Source organism: Pseudoalteromonas sp. L1 (genome assembly GCF_021728095.1).
Taxonomy (GTDB): domain Bacteria; phylum Pseudomonadota; class Gammaproteobacteria; order Enterobacterales; family Alteromonadaceae; genus Pseudoalteromonas.
The window spans coordinates 1,005,875-1,025,737 of sequence record NZ_JAKKCT010000001.1; the positions used below are offsets into that span (position 1 = coordinate 1,005,875).

Annotated in this window: 19 protein-coding genes; 15 read left to right on the forward strand and 4 right to left on the reverse strand. The window is 39.6% G+C overall.

What is annotated here, in order from left to right:
• Positions 1-113: 113 nt before the first annotated feature.
• Positions 114-635, reverse strand: a complete 522-nt coding sequence (locus L3V38_RS04725; RefSeq protein WP_237118545.1) for a TetR/AcrR family transcriptional regulator — start codon at positions 633-635, stop codon at positions 114-116.
• Positions 636-841: 206 nt separating this feature from the next.
• Between L3V38_RS04725 and L3V38_RS04730 the strand changes: the two genes are divergently transcribed.
• The 7 genes from L3V38_RS04730 to L3V38_RS04760 all read left to right on the forward strand — a co-directional run bounded on the left by L3V38_RS04730 (position 842) and on the right by L3V38_RS04760 (position 9,379).
• Positions 842-2,428: an ABC-F family ATPase gene (locus tag L3V38_RS04730; protein ID WP_237118763.1), complete on the forward strand. Its 1,587-nt coding sequence runs from the start codon at positions 842-844 to the stop codon at positions 2,426-2,428.
• Positions 2,429-2,691: 263 nt separating this feature from the next.
• Positions 2,692-3,174, forward strand: a complete 483-nt coding sequence (gene purE, locus L3V38_RS04735; protein WP_054561454.1) for a 5-(carboxyamino)imidazole ribonucleotide mutase — start codon at positions 2,692-2,694, stop codon at positions 3,172-3,174.
• 1 nt (position 3,175) lies between these two features.
• The gene (locus tag L3V38_RS04740) at positions 3,176-4,324 is read left to right on the forward strand and encodes a 5-(carboxyamino)imidazole ribonucleotide synthase (RefSeq protein ID WP_237118546.1); all 1,149 of its coding nucleotides are present in this window, start codon (positions 3,176-3,178) and stop codon (positions 4,322-4,324) included.
• Positions 4,325-4,460: 136 nt separating this feature from the next.
• A complete protein-coding gene (locus tag L3V38_RS04745) occupies positions 4,461-4,691 on the forward strand; it encodes a DUF2798 domain-containing protein (RefSeq protein WP_130149899.1) in 231 nt (76 codons plus the stop codon).
• The gene (locus L3V38_RS04750; protein ID WP_237118548.1) at positions 4,688-5,620 is read left to right on the forward strand and encodes a putative sulfate exporter family transporter; all 933 of its coding nucleotides are present in this window, start codon (positions 4,688-4,690) and stop codon (positions 5,618-5,620) included. The genes L3V38_RS04745 and L3V38_RS04750 overlap by 4 nt, the downstream gene beginning before the upstream one ends.
• Positions 5,617-6,780, forward strand: a complete 1,164-nt coding sequence (locus L3V38_RS04755; protein WP_237118549.1) for an endonuclease/exonuclease/phosphatase family protein — start codon at positions 5,617-5,619, stop codon at positions 6,778-6,780. The genes L3V38_RS04750 and L3V38_RS04755 overlap by 4 nt, the downstream gene beginning before the upstream one ends.
• A gap of 106 nt (positions 6,781-6,886) precedes the next feature.
• Positions 6,887-9,379 carry a prolyl oligopeptidase family serine peptidase gene (locus tag L3V38_RS04760; RefSeq protein WP_237118550.1) on the forward strand — a complete coding sequence of 831 codons (2,493 nt, stop codon included), beginning with the start codon at positions 6,887-6,889 and terminating at the stop codon, positions 9,377-9,379.
• 29 nt (positions 9,380-9,408) lie between these two features.
• Here L3V38_RS04760 and rrtA read toward each other — a convergent pair whose 3' ends face one another.
• Entirely contained in the window at positions 9,409-10,005 is a 597-nt protein-coding gene (rrtA, locus tag L3V38_RS04765; RefSeq protein ID WP_237118551.1) for a rhombosortase, read from the reverse strand.
• A gap of 90 nt (positions 10,006-10,095) precedes the next feature.
• Between rrtA and ggt the strand changes: the two genes are divergently transcribed.
• The 3 genes from ggt to L3V38_RS04780 all read left to right on the forward strand — a co-directional run bounded on the left by ggt (position 10,096) and on the right by L3V38_RS04780 (position 14,581).
• Positions 10,096-11,853, forward strand: coding sequence for a gamma-glutamyltransferase (ggt, locus tag L3V38_RS04770; RefSeq protein ID WP_237118552.1), 1,758 nt, complete (start codon positions 10,096-10,098; stop codon positions 11,851-11,853).
• 174 nt (positions 11,854-12,027) lie between these two features.
• Positions 12,028-13,722, forward strand: a complete 1,695-nt coding sequence (locus L3V38_RS04775) for an NAD-dependent malic enzyme (protein ID WP_237118764.1) — start codon at positions 12,028-12,030, stop codon at positions 13,720-13,722.
• Positions 13,723-13,864: 142 nt separating this feature from the next.
• The gene (locus L3V38_RS04780) at positions 13,865-14,581 is read left to right on the forward strand and encodes an SIMPL domain-containing protein (RefSeq protein ID WP_237118553.1); all 717 of its coding nucleotides are present in this window, start codon (positions 13,865-13,867) and stop codon (positions 14,579-14,581) included.
• On the opposite strand, the gene L3V38_RS04785 is transcribed toward L3V38_RS04780, so the two are convergent.
• Positions 14,578-15,936, reverse strand: coding sequence for a DUF2254 domain-containing protein (locus L3V38_RS04785; protein ID WP_130149892.1), 1,359 nt, complete (start codon positions 15,934-15,936; stop codon positions 14,578-14,580). The two genes, L3V38_RS04780 and L3V38_RS04785, sit on opposite strands and share 4 nt — an antisense overlap.
• Positions 15,937-16,057: 121 nt before the next feature.
• On the opposite strand from L3V38_RS04785, the gene L3V38_RS04790 reads away from it, so the two are divergent.
• The 5 genes from L3V38_RS04790 (at position 16,058) to L3V38_RS04810 (ending at position 19,126) form a co-directional block, all read left to right on the forward strand.
• Positions 16,058-16,432 (forward strand): MAPEG family protein, encoded by a 375-nt coding sequence (locus L3V38_RS04790; RefSeq protein ID WP_237118554.1) that lies wholly within the window; start codon positions 16,058-16,060, stop codon positions 16,430-16,432.
• A gap of 3 nt (positions 16,433-16,435) precedes the next feature.
• Positions 16,436-17,347: a transporter substrate-binding domain-containing protein gene (locus tag L3V38_RS04795; protein ID WP_237118555.1), complete on the forward strand. Its 912-nt coding sequence runs from the start codon at positions 16,436-16,438 to the stop codon at positions 17,345-17,347.
• Positions 17,337-17,972 carry a sulfotransferase gene (locus tag L3V38_RS04800; protein ID WP_237118556.1) on the forward strand — a complete coding sequence of 212 codons (636 nt, stop codon included), beginning with the start codon at positions 17,337-17,339 and terminating at the stop codon, positions 17,970-17,972. Before L3V38_RS04795 ends, L3V38_RS04800 begins: the two co-directional genes overlap by 11 nt.
• A 48-nt stretch (positions 17,973-18,020) precedes the next feature.
• Complete coding sequence (locus L3V38_RS04805; RefSeq protein WP_062569088.1) at positions 18,021-18,593, forward strand: tRNA-(ms[2]io[6]A)-hydroxylase; 573 nt, start codon at positions 18,021-18,023, stop codon at positions 18,591-18,593.
• Positions 18,594-18,754: 161 nt separating this feature from the next.
• Complete coding sequence (locus tag L3V38_RS04810; protein WP_130149888.1) at positions 18,755-19,126, forward strand: hypothetical protein; 372 nt, start codon at positions 18,755-18,757, stop codon at positions 19,124-19,126.
• Here the strand turns inward: L3V38_RS04810 and L3V38_RS04815 are convergent.
• Positions 19,123-19,821: a metallophosphoesterase gene (locus L3V38_RS04815; RefSeq protein WP_237118765.1), complete on the reverse strand. Its 699-nt coding sequence runs from the start codon at positions 19,819-19,821 to the stop codon at positions 19,123-19,125. The two genes, L3V38_RS04810 and L3V38_RS04815, sit on opposite strands and share 4 nt — an antisense overlap.
• Positions 19,822-19,863 lie beyond the last annotated feature (42 nt).

Consider the following 19,863-nt stretch of genomic DNA (forward strand, 5'->3'; position numbering starts at 1 on the left):
TATCAAAGCTAAAATGCATGAAAAAGTGAAAAAAAATCATGAAAGAACCCCTTTGTGAGGAAAATTTATTCATTTCAGGTTCACTATGTTGAATTATCAATGGCTTACTCTAGTTAAAAAATAGACACTTTTTGACTCAACGTTCTGAGCATTAGTTTGGTATTAGGGATTTCAGCATTTAACCCATAAATAAGGGTCATAAAATAACAGTCCAACAAGATGGCAGCTTTTACTTTATTAAACTGTGGTTGTTCAGAAAACACTAAAGTTTGAATTAACTCCATATGTCGCTGTTGGAATGTTTTAGAAAATAAACGTTCACTAAATAGCACTTTATAAAATTGATGATGTAAGCAATAAAATTGGTAAAAGTATTGTGCGTAATGATTGATCTTTAATCGGGGAGGGCGATGAATATCGGTTTCTTTAGCCCGCTCTAATACATCATTAAACCTCAATTCAAGACATGCCTCCAAAATAGCGATCTTACTCTCAAAATGTTTAAACAAAGTACCGACAGCAACACCACAAGCAGAAGATATTTGACGTGTAGACGTATCATTAAATCCATGCTCTGCGAAAAGCTGCCACGCAGTATTTAGAATATGCTGATGTGTCTTATTATGATTGCCCATAGCTATTATCTTGTTTTATTTAAAGTAACTTTAAAGTGAGCGCGTTCACTTATAAAAGTGAGCATGTTCACTAAAGATAGACCTAGTTAATTAAGTTGTAAAATGACTAGGTTGTTTTAAACAATCTTTCATAGCGTGCTAGGCGGCTTTAGTTTAAAATTGCACACAGTTTCGTTTTACTTTTTTACCCGCTGGAGGGTACCGCTATCATTAGTACAGCTAATATCACCATGCAATTTGGTGCTAAACCTTTATTCGAAAATATCTCAGCAAAATTTGGCGATGGTAACCGTTACGGTTTAATCGGTGCGAATGGCTGTGGTAAATCAACCTTCATGAAAATCCTAAGTGGCGAGCTTGAGCCATCTTCAGGGAATGTCAGTACAGATCCAAACGAGCGTGTTGCAAAACTAAATCAAGACCAGTTTGCTTACGAAGAGTTTTCTGTAATTGACACGGTAATCATGGGTCATAAAGAGCTGTGGGAAGTAAAAAAAGAACGTGACCGTATTTACAGCTTACCTGAAATGAGCGAAGAAGATGGTATGCGTGTAGCAGACCTTGAAACTGAGTTTGCCGAAATGGATGGTTACTCAGCAGAAGCAAAAGCGGGTGAGTTACTGATTGGTGTTGGTATTGGCACAGAACAGCACTACGGTCCTATGTCTGAAATCGCACCAGGTTTTAAACTGCGTGTGTTACTTGCACAAGTACTGTTTTCTGATCCAGACATCATGCTACTCGATGAGCCTACCAATAACTTGGACATCTACACTATTAAGTGGTTAGAAGACGTGTTAAACCAGCGCGACTGCACCATGATCATCATTTCGCACGACCGTCACTTCTTAAACTCAGTATGTACACACATGGCTGACATCGATTACGGCGAGCTTCGTATTTACCCTAGTAACTATGATGAGTACATGTTTGCTGCAACACAGGCTCGCGAGCGACTACTGAGCGAAAACGCGAAGAAGAAAAGTCAAATTGCTGAGCTTCAACAGTTTGTATCGCGCTTCTCTGCAAACGCTTCAAAAGCAAAGCAAGCGACATCACGTGCTAAACAAATTGATAAAATTCAGCTTGAAGAAGTTAAAGCATCTTCGCGTCAAAGCCCATTTATTCGCTTTGAACAAGAAAAGCAATTATTTCGTAATGCCTTAGAGCTAACAAACTTAGCACAAGGTTTCGATAACATGCTCTTCAGTGGCCTTGAAGGCTTAGTTGAAGTAGGCGAGCGTATTGCGATCATCGGTGAGAACGGTGTTGGTAAAACTACATTATTAAATACCCTTGCAGGTCGTTTAGCACCTAAACAAGGTGAGTTTAAATGGTCTGATAACGCTAATATTGGGTATTACGCACAAGACCATGCTGACGAGTTCGAACAAGATATGAACTTATTCCAGTGGATGGAACAATGGCAACAAGAAGGTGACGACGAGCAAGTTGTTCGTAGTTTCTTAGGTCGTATGCTGTTTTCACAAAACGACATTAAAAAGTCAGTAAAAGTTATTTCAGGTGGTGAGCAAGGCCGTATGTTGTTTGGCAAAATTATGATGCATAAACCAAACATCTTATTAATGGATGAGCCAACCAACCACATGGATATGGAATCTATCGAGGCGCTTAACTTAGCACTTGAAGCATACGAAGGGACTTTGTTATTCGTATCACACGATAGACAATTTGTATCCTCACTTGCTAACCGTATTTGGGAAATCAAAGACGGCAAAATTATCGACTTTAAAGGTACATACACTGAGTACCTAGCAAGCAAAGAAGCATAATGTGCTTATGAGTGATTAAAAGCCATGCATGTCATGGCTTTTTTGTGCTTCTAGAGTCGCATATTTATGTGGTTTAAAAGCGATTTATACTGCGTTATTCATTTTAACAATAGAACCACTATTATTTGTAATTAATGCCTTGCCTAAATCGCTTTTAATTCCAACTGAAACTCGCATCTTGAGGTGGTTTGGGTATATAATACCCGCCACAAAATAAGGACAAAAGTCCGCTTTTTAGAAAACAATTTAACTGAGGTGTATTTATGACAGTTGGCATTATTATGGGTTCCAAATCAGACTGGCCAACGATGGAACATGCGGCGTTAATGCTAGAAAAGTTTGGCATTGAATACGAGACTAAAGTTGTTTCTGCTCACCGTACCCCTCAATTACTTGCTGACTATGCAAGCTCAGCTGCTGAACGCGGCATTAAAATTATTATTGCTGGTGCCGGTGGGGCTGCACACTTGCCTGGTATGGCCGCGGCATTTACTTCACTGCCTGTTTTAGGTGTACCCGTTAAATCAAAAACACTTAATGGTGTAGATTCATTATTATCTATCTGCCAAATGCCTAAAGGTGTTGCGGTAGGTACACTGGCTATCGGCGAAGCGGGTGCTGCAAACGCTGGCCTTTTAGCGGCACAAATTTTAGGTTGCCAGCAGCCAGAAATTTTCGCAAAAGTTGAAGCTTTCCGTAAAGAACAAACAGACACTATCTTAGCTAACCCTAATCCTGCAGAGTAATATGAATATTCTAATTTTAGGTGCAGGTCAGTTAGCTCGCATGATGAGCTTAGCGGGTGCACCGCTTGATTTAAATGTTGTTGCCTACGATGTGGGTAGTGAAAAAATCATTCATCCGTTGACCGGTGAAGTTCACAATAGCACATTACAACAAGCTATTGATAACGCAGACGCCATTACAGCAGAGTTTGAACACATTCCTGATGATGTACTAACGCTATGCTGTCAAAGCAATAAGTTTTACCCAGGTAAAGCAGCGATTAAAACCGGTGGCGACCGCGCACTTGAAAAAGCATTACTTGATAAAACAAATGTTGAATGTGCGCCTTACCAATTAATTACAGAAAAAGCGCACCTTATTGCTGCTGTAGAGCGCTTAGGCAAGCCGCTTGTGATCAAAACTTGCCAAGCGGGTTACGATGGTAAAGGGCAGTGGCGCTTAAAGTCTGATGATCAAATTGACCAAATCTGGTCAGAAATGGCAGATTTCATCGCATCAGGCACCGAAACTGCACCGCACTCTATTATCGCTGAAAAGATGATTCCGTTTGACCGTGAAGTATCTATCATTGGCGCACGCGACAAAGCGGGTAACACAGTTATTTATCCACTGACTGAAAACCAACACACTAACGGTGTACTTACGCTTTCAGTAGCGGGTAAAGAAAAAGCTGCAATTCAAGAACAAGCTGAGGTTGCATTTAACAAGCTAGCGCAAGAGCTTGATTATGTGGGTGTACTGGCAATCGAATTTTTTGATGTGCAAGGCACGTTATTAGTTAACGAAATTGCACCACGGGTTCATAACTCTGGTCACTGGACACAGCAGGGTACGCATTGCTCACAGTTCGAAAATCATATGCGTGCAGTTGCTGGTTTACCATTAGGTAGTACAGAGTTACTTCGTCCTACAGCTATGATCAATGTACTAGGCCAGCCTTCTATTCCACACTCAGTACTTGCAACGCCAGACGTTACAAGTCACTGGTATGGTAAAACGGCTAAACCGGGTCGTAAGATGGGGCATATTAATGTTTCGGCCAATAATCTTCATCAGCTTGGTGAGCGCTTAGCGGCACTTGCTGAAGTGCTGTCCGAGCACGATTACCCAGGCGTAGCTGCTACCAGCACCCAACTTATTTTAAACTGATCAGTTTAAATTCCAAGAAGCCGAGTTTATCTCGGCTTTTTAATTTCTCTACAAGAATAACACCTCTTGTCTCAAAGCACTTGCGTCAGGTTTTTCTTTCTATAGACTAATATTTTTATATTAATATTAGCTTGTTATGTTACATCCTCGATTTAGAACAGTCGTATTTGCGTTTTTTATGGCGCTGTTTATGTCTGGATTTATGTCACTGGTGATCAGTATTTTTAATGTTGGTTTAATCGATAGCATTGCAACCATTTGGCTTAAAGCATGGGCTTTTGCTTTTTGTGTGGCATTTCCTACCGTTATTTTTGTCGCACCTGTAGTACATAAGTTAACCAACAAACTAATCAGAGCGCCGTTGTGATAGCCGAACGCACAAAACAAATACTATTTATTGCGTTATTTTTAGCATCTGCTTTGCCATTTGTTGGCTCAGCTACGGCACTTGTTGTTGGTGCTTTGTTTGCCATGTTATTAGGTAATCCATTTGCAGCACAGTCACAAAAAATGAGTAAATGGATGCTTAAGTTAGCGGTTATTGGCCTCGGCTTTGCTGTTGATTTTAGTCAAGTAATAGAAGTAGGGCGTAGCTCTATTGTGCTTACAATCGTTAGTATTACCGCGATTATTGGGCTTGGCGAAATTTTATCGCAGTTATTTAAGTTAAATAAAAATACCGGGGTACTTATCTCATTTGGTACCGCAATTTGTGGTGGTAGCGCCATTGCTGCAATGGCGCCTGTAATCAAGGCCAAAGATCACGAAGTAGCTATATCACTCGCTGTGGTGTTTTTATTAAATGCAATTGGTTTAGTGTTATTCCCAATGATTGGTCATTATTTTGGCCTGACTGAGCAGCAATTTGGGGTTTGGGCGGCACTTGCGATTCACGATACCAGTAGTGTAGTAGGGGCATCAGCCGCTTATGGTGCATCAGCGCTTGCTATTGCAACAACCATTAAACTCACCAGAGCGATGTGGATCATCCCCTACACAAGCATCGCAGGTGTGTTTTGGAAGTCTGATGAAAAAGCCAGTATACCCTTGTTTATTATAGGTTTCTTGGCGGCTGCGCTTATTAACTCAAGTTTTCCAGAGTATCAAACACTGTGGCATGCCCTTAACATCGGTGCTAAGCAAGTTTTAGTAATGACCTTATTTTTAATCGGCAGTGGTTTATCGATTTCAGTCTTAAAACAAGCGGGCATTAAACCTTTTATCATGGCGATGATCTTATGGATCATTGTCAGCAGTATTATTTTACTACTAATAGTAGACGGATTTATTTCATGAAAAATTCCTTATTAAGTTCTTCAATAGCACTCGCCGCAGGCTTATTTTCTAATAATTTAGCGGCTGCAGATCTGCGTGTTGCCACTTTCAACGTGAGCATGGATGCAACAAACTATGCTAAAAAAGGTGAGGCGGTCGATAAAGATGCATTAAGCAAAGCATTAGCAAGTAACCACCAGCAAATTCGCAACATAGCAGAGATTATTCAACGTGTAAGACCAGATGTTATTTTACTGAACGAGTTTGATTATATTGATGCCGACAAAGGCATTAACGTATTTCGTAAAAACTACCTGCAAGTATCGCAAAATAAGCAGGTTGCAATTGATTATCCGTATTATTTTATTGCACCAGTCAATACGGGGTTACCTACTGAGTTTGATTTAGATAACGATGGTGTAAAGGGGCATTACAAAGGAGACGCGCAAGGCTTTGGCTTCTTTGAAGGGCATTATGCAATGGCAGTACTTTCTCGCTACCCAATTGATTTAGATAAAGCGCGTACTTTACAAACATTCAAATATAAAGATATGCCAAATGCGCAAATGCCTATCGACCCTAAAACAGGTAAAAACTGGTATTCTGCTGAGGAATGGCAAGCACTTCACCTAAGCTCTAAATCATTTTGGGATTTACCAATTGATGTTAAAGGAAAAACGGTTCATTTACTTGCTTCACACCCAACTCCACCAGTTTTTGATGGTGATGAAGACCGTAACGGTAAGCGTAACCACGATGAAGTGCGCCTGATTGCTGATTACATCAACAATGCTAACTACATTTATGATGATAAAGGTCAAAAAGGGGGCTTAAAAGCGAAAAGTCGCTTTGTGATTGTTGGTGATTTAAATGCGGCACCAGAAGGTGGTAAAGCTCGTCCTGAAACAACAGACCAAATTTTGAAAAATCCTCTAATAAATACCTCATTTACACCTTCTAGCAAAGGGGCTAAACAATCCTATAAAGAAGAATATGCAAAAAACTACACGGCTTATTGGCAAGCCCGTGCTGATTACGTACTCCCTTCTAATTATGGTATTGAGATCAACGACGGCGGGGTATTTTGGCCAATAAAAAGTTCAGAATTATACCGTTTGATTCAAGATCGTAATGCATCATCTGATCATCGTATGGTGTGGCTTGATATCAGCTTGAAATAAGCTGTAATTAAACGGAAAAGTTTGGCTGTTTATCCTATAAAAATTGCTATTTCATCAGTGCTTCTGCTTAAATAGGGCGAATTATAATAACCCCGTAAGAAGCACTATGAAATTCAAAACCACTGCTAATAAAACGTTAGTGGCTCTCGCAGTCGCATCTAGCTTTATGCTAGCTGGTTGTCAATCAACCGCCTCAACACCTTCTGAAGAACAAATAACCAATGTAGCCCCAGTTGTTGTTACCCCTGCTGACACAGGTTCAGCCGAAATCACGCTAGAGCAAGCAATGGCTCACCCTGATTGGTTAGGCCGTCAGCCAGAACGTGCTTTCTGGAATGGTGATTCTAACAGCATTGTTTATGCACAAAAGCAACAGGGTAGTGAGTTACGCGATTTATATGTTCAAGCGGTTAATAGTCAATCTGCATCACAATTAGCGTTAAACAAATTACACACAGTAGGTGCAAAAAACGCAGTTTACTCGGCTGATAAGAAGCAACAGGCGTATGCATTTGAAGGTAATATCTTTGTTAAAAACCTAAGCACTGGTCAAATTACACAAATTACACACGACAGCGCACAGCAATCAAAGCCGCAGTTTTTAACGGATGGCAGCCTTGCGTATCGCCAAGGTAATGCATTTTATAAAGTTGATTTGGCAACAGGTCGTCAAGTTGAATTAGTTAACTTACACCTAGACGATGCACCTAAGGGTGTGCAAGAGCCAGACACGTATATTGCAAAAGAGCAGCACAAACTAATTGATTACATTGCGCTGACTCACAAAAACAAAAAAGACCGTGAAGCGCGTAAAGAGCAAATTAATGAGCAAAACGACAGTATTGCTAATTCACAGTTCTATTTAGGTAAAGATAAACGTTTGGCAGACGTACAGCTTTCACCAAATGGCCAAGCACTTGTTGCAGTAACCACTGAAAACCGCTCATGGCGCGATGAAGGCGATATCATGCCTAATTACATTGCCGATGATGCTCGCGTAAAAGCTGAAAAAGTACGTCGTCGCGTTGCGGATGAAAAACCAATCAGCTCAGATGTTATTTACATCGACCTTAAATCAGGCGAGCAAACAACCCTTGCATTCGATACCTTACCAGGTTTTGATGAAGACGTTCTTGCAGCTGTTAAGAAAGAAAACTACGCTCGTGATGGCAAAACTTATAAGTCGGAAAAAGCGCCGCGCGCTATCAACCTAATGATGGATTGGGGTTGGGATCAAAGTGCTATCCAGTGGAACACAGATGGTTCACACGTGGCTCTTATGCTTGAAGCATGGGACAACAAAGACCGTTGGTTAGCCACTGTTGATACACAGAACAACAAACTTGTTTCGCAGCACCGTCTACATGACGATGCATGGGTAAACTATGCATATAACGATTTTGGTTGGTTGAATAACTCTGATACGCTTTACTACTTATCTGAAGAGTCTGGTTACAGCCATATTTACAAAAAGCCACTTAACGGTAAAGCAACGCAGCTTACTAAAGGTCAATTTGTTGTTTCTAACTTAACGTTAACAGCTGATAACTCAGCAATTTACTACAAAGCTAACGTTGAGCACCCAGGTCTCTACGAAATCTATCGTGTAAACCCTGCAAACGGTGAGTCTGAGCAAGTAACAAACCTTGATGGTATGACTGATTACCAGTTAAGTCCAGATGAAAGCAAACTATTGCTAACCCACTCTAAGATTATGTCGCCACCTGAGCTATATATTGCTGATGCAAAAGCAAATACCCAAGCAACTCAGCTAACGCATACGGTATCTGGTGAGTTCTTAGCGAAGAAGTTAATTGCACCTAAAATCGTTGCAGTGCCTTCAAGCCACACTGATCAACCAATTTACGCAAAAGTATATTACCCAGCTGATTATAAAGAGGGCGAAACAGGTAAAAACCGTAAAGCGGTTATCTTTAACCACGGTGCTGGTTACCTACAAAACTCACACATGGGTTGGTCTGGTTACTTCCGCGAGTTTATGTTCCACTCACTACTGGCTTCAGAAGGCTACGTAGTCATGGACATGGACTACCGAGCCTCTAAAGGTTACGGCCGTGACTGGCGTACAGCAATTTATCGCCAAATGGGTACGCCAGAAATTCAAGATTTAGCAGACGGCGTAAGCTGGATGGCAGATAACGCTAACGTAGATACACAAGCGGTAGGCACTTATGGTGGTTCTTACGGTGGTTTCATGACGTTTATGGCGCTATTTACACAACCTGATCTATTCCAAGCAGGTGCAGCACTTCGTCCAGTAACTGATTGGGCTCACTACAATGGTCCTTACACGTCGAACATCTTAAATCACCCAGATGTTGACCCAATTGCGTATGAGAAGAGTTCACCAATTTATTTTGCGGAAGGTTTGAAAAATCGCTTATTAATCAACGCACCTATGGTAGATGACAACGTATTCTTCCAAGACTCAGTACGCTTAGTGCAGCGTTTAATTGAGCTTGAAAAAGAAAACTTTGAAACAGCTATTTTCCCAGTTGAACCACATGGCTTTGTACAGCCATCAAGCTGGTTAGATGAATACCGTCGTATTTATAAGTTGTTCAAAGAAACGCTTTAGTTTTAGAACTTATACAAAACAGCCACTTATTAGTGGCTGTTTTTATATGTAGACTTTAAAACATTTAAAAATACTGGCAAAGCCAGTACTGTGCCACCAAGTGCACCAATAAAATGAGCATCTATAGCCACATTTGATGCAATTAATTGGCTCACTGAATCACTAGGGCCTGCAATTTGCTCCCAAATAACTTTCGCCCATGTGCCTACGAACAACAACCAGCCTGAAAATAGGCCTGCTTGTACGTCTTTTACCGATCCCCAAATTATTACACCATGCAGTAATGCACTAAGTCCCGTATAAATATAAATATCAGGGCAAAATAACCACACGCCTAATCCACACCAAAGTGCAAGAACAGCGATGTTAAAAGCGTATCTAAATGGTGATGTATGCTCAGCATGTAATGCCCATATTAAAAAAATACCAGCGCAATTTAATAAAAGATGAGGCCAATTTGCATGAACGAATTGACTAGTGAAAATCCGCCAATATTCACCATTTGTAACTAACAACCGGTTAAATTCTAAATAATCATTTAGATTAAATGCCGCAAAAAAAGAGCTTAGTAAGATTAAACATAAGGGAGGAAGTACATATAGTGGTTTCAGGGGCAGGTTGATCATGTTATTTTTATGGCTTAGACATTTTTTGCATATTGTGCACGTTTCACACCAAGATGCCAATTAAACAAAACAACCGGGATTTAGTTTTTTATGTTTTTTAAAACCAAAGCACTTATCGTGCTCTCTTCTTCATTACTGTATTGTTCAACACTTTTAGCTGCACCGGCAAAAATTGAAACAAGAGAACCAGAAGCTGCAACGGGATTTGCTCATAAGCAAGTCGTTGAAGGCGATAAATATATGGTCGCAGCAGCCAATCCTTATGCTGTAAAAGCAGGGCAAAAAATGCTTGAGCTAGGCGGTACAGCCGTTGATGCAGCAATCGCCACTCAACTCGTTCTTACATTGGTTGAACCACAATCATCAGGCATAGGTGGTGGCACCTTTATGATGTACTTTGATAATAAGTCAAAGAGTTTAACAAGTTTTGATGGCCGTGAAACTGCGCCTAGTAATGCGGATGAAACACTGTTTTTAGATGAGCACGGTAAAGCGGTAAAATGGATTGAAGCGGTGGTTGGTGGTCGCTCAGTGGGTGTTCCGGGTATTTTACATGCCTTTGCATCAGCTCATAAGCGCTACGGCAAGCTTTCTTGGGAAACGTTATTTCAACCTGCAATAGCCCTTGCAGAACAAGGATTTGTTGTTTCGCCTCGCTTGCATAAGTTACTAGCTAAAGAACTAAACCCTGGTGTTACAAAGTTACCTGTTATTCGTGATTACTTTTTTCCAGACGGAAAGCCGCTCGCTATTGGCACTGTTAAGAAAAACCCTGAGCTTGCAGCACTTTATAAAGAAATAGCAAAACGAGGTATTGATGCTTTTTACAAAGGCGAAAATGCACAACAACTTGTTCATGCAGTGCAAAATTCAATTGTAGCGCCAGGCACACTTCGCGTAGAGGATTTAGCAAACTATCAAAGCAAAGAGCGTGCGCCAGTGTGTGTTGATTATCATCAATATGAAGTGTGCTCAATGGCACCACCTAGTAGTGGGGGAGTTGCTGTGTTACAAATTCTAGCCTTGCTTGAGCACAAAGAAATGGCAAAGCTTGAACCTAACTCAGTACAAGCGCTTCATTATTTTACTCAAGCATCGCGTTTAGCTTTTGCCGACAGAAATGTATACTTGGGTGACCCTGATTTTATGGCAATTCCTACCGAAGGCTTATTAAACAAAGAGTACATTACCAGTCGCGCTAAACTTATTTCAGAGAAAGATGTTCATGCCGAAGCAGGCACGCCGCCTAACTCACTTGCTTATGCACAAGATGATGCGTATGAATTGCCTTCAACAAGTCATGTATCTATTGTTGATAGTGAAGGTAATGCGGTTTCGATGACAAGCTCTATTGAAATGGCGTTTGGTTCAACAGTCATGGTGAACGGGTATATTTTAAACAATCAACTGACTGATTTTGCTTTATCGCCAACAAAAGATGGTAAACCTTTAGCAAATCGTGTTGAAGCAGGTAAACGCCCGCGTAGCTCAATGTCGCCAGTAATGGTGTTTAACAAAGACGGTAGCTTGCGCTTAGTGGTTGGTTCACCCGGTGGTAGTCGTATCATTGATTATGTAGCGCAAGTGGTTGTTGGTGTGCTTGATTGGAATTTAGACGCGCAAGAAGCGATAAACTTACCACGCATTACAAACCGAAATAACTATACCAGCCTTGAAAAAGGCACCGAGCTTGCAAATCATAAAGCTGATTTTGTTAACCGTGGACACAATATTCGCATCTTAGATTTAAACTCTGGTTTACATGCTGTTGAACTAAAAGAGGGTAAACTTTACGGCGCTGCTGATCCGCGTCGTGAAGGTATTGCTTTAAGTGATAAAAGCCATTAAAAACGCGCTCAGCAGCCTTAAAGCTGCTGAGTTTTCATGTATACTAAAGAGTATGCAGTTTAGAGCATAAAATTCATTTTCTTCAATGGTCTGACAAGGTGGATTGTCATTGCAATTTCACCTTCAACAGTAATAATGTCAGGTCATAATTATGACGCATCAAAGCTTGGAAATATGACTACAAATACCGATCCAAATTATCTATATATTCCTTATTCAGGCCCAGGCCTTATTGAAACGCCGCTATTAAACAAAGGCAGCGCTTTTTCACAAAAAGAAAGAGAAAGTTTCAACTTAGCTGGCTTATTACCTCCTCGTTACGAGACTATCGAAGAGCAGGTTGAGCGTTGTTATCAGCAATATTCAAGCTTTAGCGACAACCTAAATAAGCACATTTACTTACGCGCAATTCAAGATAACAACGAAACCTTATACTACCGCTTAGTGCGTGATCATCTTGAAGAAATGATGCCTATCATTTACACACCAACAGTAGGTGATGCGTGCGAAAAATTCTCGGATATTTACCGCAGTGCCCGTGGTTTATTTATTTCTTATGAAGATCGTTTCCAAATTGATGATATTTTACGTAATGCTACGAAAGGTAAAGTTAAAGTTATCGTTGTAACGGACGGTGAGCGTATTCTTGGTTTAGGTGACCAAGGTATTGGTGGCATGGGTATTCCAATCGGTAAATTATCACTTTACACAGCGTGTGGTGGTATTAGCCCTGCTTATACATTACCTGTAATGCTTGATGTTGGTACAAATAACGAAAAACTGCTTAATGACCCAATGTACATGGGCGCACGTCATAAGCGTATCTCACAAGACGAGTATGATGAATTCTTAGAATTATTTATTAAAGCCGTTAAACGTCGCTGGCCTAGTGTGCTGTTGCAGTTTGAAGATTTTGCACAACCGAATGCAATGCCTTTACTGAAACGTTACCGTAACGAAATTTGTAGCTTTAATGATGATATCCAAGGAACAGCAGCTGTTACTGTGGGTTCTTTACTTGCTGCATGTCGTGTAAAAGGTGCTAAGCTTTCTGAGCAAAAAGTAGTGTTTGTTGGCGCAGGTTCTGCTGGTTGTGGTATCGCTGAGCAAATTATCAGTACTATGGTTGCTGAAGGCATTAGCGATGAGCAAGCTCGTTCTCAAATCTTCATGGTTGACCGTTTTGGTCTACTTACTGAGGGTATGGAAGGTTTACGTGATTTCCAAGATGCACTAGCTCAACCGAAAGCACACTTAAGTGAGTGGACTTACAGTGGTGAGTACGCATCACTTCTTGATGTAATGCACTGTGCACAACCAGATATCTTAATCGGTGTATCTGGTCAACCTGGATTATTTACAGAGCAAGTTATTCGTGCAATGCATGCATCATGTGCACAGCCAATTATTTTCCCATTGAGTAATCCATCGAAGCAGGTGGAAGCGCTTCCTGCAGATGTAATCGATTGGACAGACGGCCAAGCAATCGTTGCTTCAGGTAGCCCTTTTGATCCTGTTAATTACAATGGCCAAGTATTTCCAATTCCTCAATGTAACAACAGCTACATCTTCCCTGGTATTGGCTTAGGCGTTATTGCAGCTAAAGCAACCCGTATTACAGATGCAATGTTAATTGTTTCAAGTGAAACGTTAGCAGAGTCTTCGCCTCGTGCTAACACTGGTAAAGGTAGTTTGTTACCAGCCTTAACTGAGATCCAAGTTTTAAGTAAACGTATTGCTTTTGCTGTCGCTAAAAAAGCGATGGAAGAGGGCGTTGCACTAGAATTAAGCGATGAAGCTTTATGGGCTGCAATCGAAAAGAATTACTGGTTACCTGAATACCGTAACTACAAACGTCGTAGTATTTAATTCTTTATTTCTATTTAGAAAAAACAGGCTTTTTAGCCTGTTTTTTTATCGTTATAAAAAAATTTGCGTAATCACCTTGTTCATATTGAATTAACCCTTTAAGGTGATAATGAAAGGAGTTTATAGTTAAGGAACATGAATTATGCGTAAGTTCGTTTTTGCCACAATTGCCACTGCAATCAGTTTAAATGTATTTGCTCAATCAGCACCTGATTCACCTCATATCTACATTCAAGGCCAAGCAACCGTTACCGCTATTCCTGATAACGTCAAGCTGACAGTGGGTATCGTCGAAGTTGATAAAGACCTAATAGCAGCAAAAAATAAAGCTGATACCACAATGGCTAAAGCGATAAAGTTAGCCAAAAGCCAAGGTGTAGATGAAAAAGGTATTTATGCTTCTAATATCTCGATTCATAGGCAAACCGAATACAATAGAGAAACAGGTAAACAAAATTTTGTTGGTTACCGTGTAACGCGAAGCTTATCTCTGACTCTAGAAGACTTAAAAAAATACCCTATTTTATTACAACAACTTGTTGATTCAGGTATTAATGAAATAAATCAAACTCAATTTGTTTCTAGCCGCTATGATGAGCTGCACAAACAAGCACAAAAGCTCGCGATAAAAGATGCCAAAGCAGCAGCAAAAGAGCTTGCTAGTGATTATGGTGTAGAGCTAAAAGGTTTATATACGGCTTCGAACAGTCCTCTAAAGAGCGATGTACAACCGTATATGCGTGCTGAAAAAATGATGGTTACCGCAGATGCATCAGGTAAATACGTGCCTGATGCCTATCAAAGTGGTGAAATCACCATCACGGCCAGTAGTTACGCTGTTTACCTCATCGAAAATTAATCTTCAGAATTGGTGGTAAATTTTGCCACCAATTTTTCCCCTTTGTCTTCAGATATTCTCGCAATTGCTTTTAGCATGTTGGTAATTTGCTCTCTGTCGTAATCATTATTTGTATTACGGTCTATATCCTCTACTATCGCTTCTAAATAAATGAATAGGCTCTCTGTAGCTTCACTGTTTTCAGACGATCTAAATAGAATATTTTTAAACGCTTCGAGTACGTTAACCATTACATAGGCATCACCCTTGGCGTAATTGCGTATAGGGGTAAAGTTATCGTGCAATAGCTCGTCAAAAGATGTTTCGTGGAGATATAAATACGGCTTATCACCCTCAGCATGCTTCAGCGAGTAGTTCACATCGCTAATATTGAGCCTTTTAATAAGTAGAATACTCAACATATCAATTGCTTTTACTGCCGTACCAGGATCATTAATACCTGGGCTCATTGCTTTTACTGCGATTTCAGAAATTTGCGTCATACCATAGCGGTAATGGTCACGAATGTATTCTTCGATATAAAAAATAAAACAAGCAAGCAACTCTTCTACAAGTTCAGGTTTATCTGATAAATCCGTATCACACTTTAAAAAGGGATAACCTTTAACCGTAAAAAAACCTTGTTTAACCGAGATATAAATTCTGATGTTATGTTTTTTACACAAAGCACATAATTTATCACTGTGTGCACCTTTAAAGTAACCCTCTGTTTTACTTTTAATGCTATGCCAATCATCAAAGCTAGGAAAGTCGTTAACAGGGTTCTCCTCCTGCATTGAAATAATACTCTTTAGCTCCGCTTTCGTATTCTTGAACAAATCGTTGAGAACATTATCCACTTGAATTGCTTTAGAAATTGAGTGAATAAAGTAAACAAAAAAGCCCAATGAAATAAGGCCAAAAATTAATGAAAACAAGATGCCTAAAGAAGGGATCCCCGTATCTCCATCCCCAATAGTACGGATATTTATAAGCATAATAATGGTGTAAATAATGCTGCCTAAATAGAAACCCAGTACAAGTTGATGTGATTTACGAGTAATTAGGCCAGGTAGTACTCTGGGAGATAGGCCGGCACTGGCACTATTTAATACAATCATTACCATCGAAAAGCTAAACACAGTAAGTGAAATAATACTGCCTGCTAGTGTACTTAAGATAGTTCTGGCGTTTTCTTCACTGTCGACCAGTAACACACCAATTAGCTCTTTAAATTCCATCGATAAAGACGAATACTCAATAGCCGTTGTCACTAAAGCAAAAACTAAAAACATCACCGAGAGCATAGATGGGTAAAACCCTATACTGCTTATCATTTCTCGGTAGTTATCGGCTAATTTTCTTGGCGTAAACATGCACTTCCTTAAGAACAGTTAGACTTTCGATATGATCAAGTCATAATAGTTGAGAATATACAAACAGCCTAGCAATAAACTTGGCTAAGCGTCTAATGTTAAATAAAAATTTGGAAAAAATGTGATTGTTTCAATATTTGCAGCCGTTTTGGTGATAATGTACATCCAGTTAAGTTTTAGGGTAATTAAACTACGCAGAAAAAAGAAAATCTCGTTGGGAGACGGCGGAGACAGCACATTAAATGCTGCAATTCGCACCCACGGAAATTTTATCGAATACGTGCCTTTTTCGTTGATTCTGCTATTTTTAGTAGAGTATCAAGGTCTTTCAAGTCATTACTGCTATGTTTTAGGGTTAATGTTAGTCGTCGGACGCATTTTCCACAGTTACGCACTAGCAGAAAATCAATTGAAATTCCGTGTTATTGGTATGGCGCTTACATTTTTAACGATGTTATTAAGCGCTGTTTTATTATTAATTACACGAGTTATTTAGCTTATGCAAACATCTGTTTTTACACTTGCCTTTCTTTTATGTTGTCAAAACGCGCTTGCAAGTGTAGAAATGGACAATCCAACATCAAGCATAACTTCAGAAAATCAAACGCTCCGTGTTGTCTATCCTAAGACCATGCCGAATTTAGATGAAGACGTGCTTTATCCGCTCATTTTACTTCGCTCTGCTTTAGAGCATAGTGGTGTAAAGTTCACTCTAACTCCTTCTAAACATCTTCTAGGCCAAAGCCGCGTACTAAGACAAATAGAAGTTGGCGGAGAGATCAACGTCAACTGGACCATGACAACGATTGAACGAGAGCAACGATTATTCCCGTTAAGAGTGCCTTTGTTCAAAGGTTTATACGGATGGCGTTTACTTTTAACAACCCAATCGCAATTAAAACAGCTAGAGCAACTGCACACGTTAGATGATTTAAAAACAGTTTACTTCGTTCAAGGGCAAGACTGGCCAGATACAAAAATATTACGAGACAACGGATTCGTTGTATCTACCTCTTTAGATTATACGTCACTTTTTAACATGCTAAATAAAGGGCGAGGGCAATTGTTTCCTCGTTCAATTTTGGAAGTTGATATAGAAAAAGCAATGTTTGAAAATGATATGGAACTTGAAGTGTTACCACAGCTCATGCTGAAATACCCAAGCCCAATATATTTCTTTTTTAATAAGAACAACACTGACATTGCTGATGCAGTGACTAAAGGTATTAAGATCATGCGTGAAAATGGTGAATTTGATCGCCTTTTTTATAAATATAATGGCGCAGCAATCAATAATGCCAGCATACACACTAAGACTATTATAGAATTAGAGAACAAAGATTTACCTCCACTAACCCCGGTAGACGATGCGTCTTTGTGGTTAACAATACAGACTGTGAATGAAAAATAAGATATTTATAATCGGTTTGCCACGCACAGGCACAACCAGCATATGCCATAGCTTTTTAGAGCTAGGATATAAAACCGCACACACTGCTTATACCCAACAATCAATTCACAGCGCAGAAGTAATTGCCGATACCCCTGTGTTCAATGAATATAAACTACTCGACAAGCACTTTGATAATTGTAGATTTATTAATTTAGAGCGTGAGCTAACTAAATGGTTGCCATCAATAAGACAACTACTTACAAGAATGCACACCAACTTAATGCGAGAAGATGGTGGCTTTAATACTCATCTTAAGCGTTGTTACTTAGATACTTTTGGCCGTTTTAATTTGTCCGATATTGAATCTGACGAATACCTAACACAGTGTTATAACCGCCACCAAAATCAAGTTTCTGAGTATTTTAGAGGGCGAGAGCAGCTCTTGTCTTTGGATGTTGCCGATGAGCAAAGTCCTAAACTACTTCAACGCTTTCTTCAAACAGAGCAAACTATCACCTTTAAACCACTGAATATAGCGGGCAAAGTAACAGCTTGGAATGACATAAAACACCCTAACAAAGTGGCCTCTACACGAAATGGGAAAATAGATAAGTCACTGGGTTACAATCACAAGATTTTATAGCGTAAATACGCTAAAATCGCCGCCATTATTAGTTAAGTTGCTCATATTATGTTTGAATTAAAATATCACACTCCATTTGAATGGACTGAAGGTGTTCTTGCAGACTTTGATACCTTCTTGCAAGACCATGCCGCAGCTGAAAAAAAAGCTTCTGGTATGGCTATGTCAATGCTATCTCATTATCCAGATCGTCGTAAGCTGGTTAAAGCAATGACTGATTTAGCTTTAGAAGAGATGATTCATTTTAAACAAGTACTCAAGCTTTTAATGGAACGTGATGTTTCATTAGGTAATGATCAAAAGGATCCTTATATTAAGAATATTCGCGCATTATTCAGAAATGGCCGTGATGAGTTTTTAATGGACCGTTTATTAGTCGCTGGCGTCATTGAAGCGCGAGGTCATGAACGCTTCTCTTTAGTTGCAGAGGCACTTCCTGCTGGTAAAGAAAAAGATTTTTATGTAGCTATCGCTAAATCTGAAGAAAAACATAAAAACTTATTTGTAGAACTTGCATACGAATACTTTGACAAAGCAGAAGTGGATACAAGATTAGAAGAGATCCTCGTTGCTGAAGCAGAAATTTGTAAGCAAATTCCATTTACAGCTGCACTGCATTAACGTTGATAACGTATTAGGCTTTACCTGATACGTTAAACAACATTTAAAACAATAACTAAGTGTTTAGAGAATACTTAACCCACAACAAATTGATTAAATAAACAGCAAGTATTCATCTTTCTCTCCTATAGTTAAAAGTAATTAACTGTGAGGATAGAAGCATGAAATGGATGATGACTCTCACTACGCTTTCATTAATAGGGATTGTAATCACAGGTAACTCGATTTACTCCGAGGTTAAACTCTTTAGCTCAAATGATAAGCCACGCGAAATAACCGCAAGTATGTATCGCTCACTCATATGGCATAGCGATATCTATAAAGATGAAGAGTTTTTGCAAGTCGCTAAAAGCTATTTTAGTGATGGTAAGATTGATACGCTTGAATATACAAAACTGACAAACCTAGCTAAGAAGAGCAGTGGACCTATAATCTATCTGCAGCAAACAAATGAGCAACTTTGGCACGCCCGCTATCAATATAAACAATACCTCGAAGAAAACGCAGTGACGAGACTTGCCACTTTACACTAAAAGGTTTTGTACTGATTAATTAAAGGTTCAAGCTCTACAATCGTTGGCTTCCCGCCAAGGTAGTTGGTATCTATATGGTAAGTATTGCCAAGCCAATAGGCGCGCTGAGTTGTGTTATGACCATGAATAGAAAAATCAACGCTCTGATTATCTTCAACTATCTTCTGTTTTGCTATTGTTCGTTCCCACAAAAGTGTAGACACCGCAAATTGTTTATTTTTCGAAGGGGCCAACCAATTCCAATTATGCGACACAGTGTGTGATAAACCTATTTTAACACCTTGATAATCTAACAAATATGAAAGAGGGCGTTTGCGTAAGTAATTGCAAACAAATTCAAGTTCATCATCACTTGCATCAATATGCCAGCGACCACCATTTTTAACCCATAACGAAAAATAGGCTTCATCATGTGCCAATAATGATTCCAGCAACATATGTTCGTGATTACCCAATGACATGTAAACACCCAACTCAATAAAGCGTTGAAGAAGCTTTACGCTATCATTACCTCTATCTATAACATCACCAAGCGAAAACAGCACATCGTGATTTTTATCAAAATTAACAGATTCAAGCGCTTGTTCAAATTTTGCTAAGTCAGCATCTAAATCGCCAATAACAAAGACCCGCTTGTTTTTATCTAACTGAAGTTTAACTTGCGTTTGGTTTTGTAATACAACTTGGCAATTCACTAAATTCAAAATGTAGTCCTTCAAGCACTCAATGACTTAAGA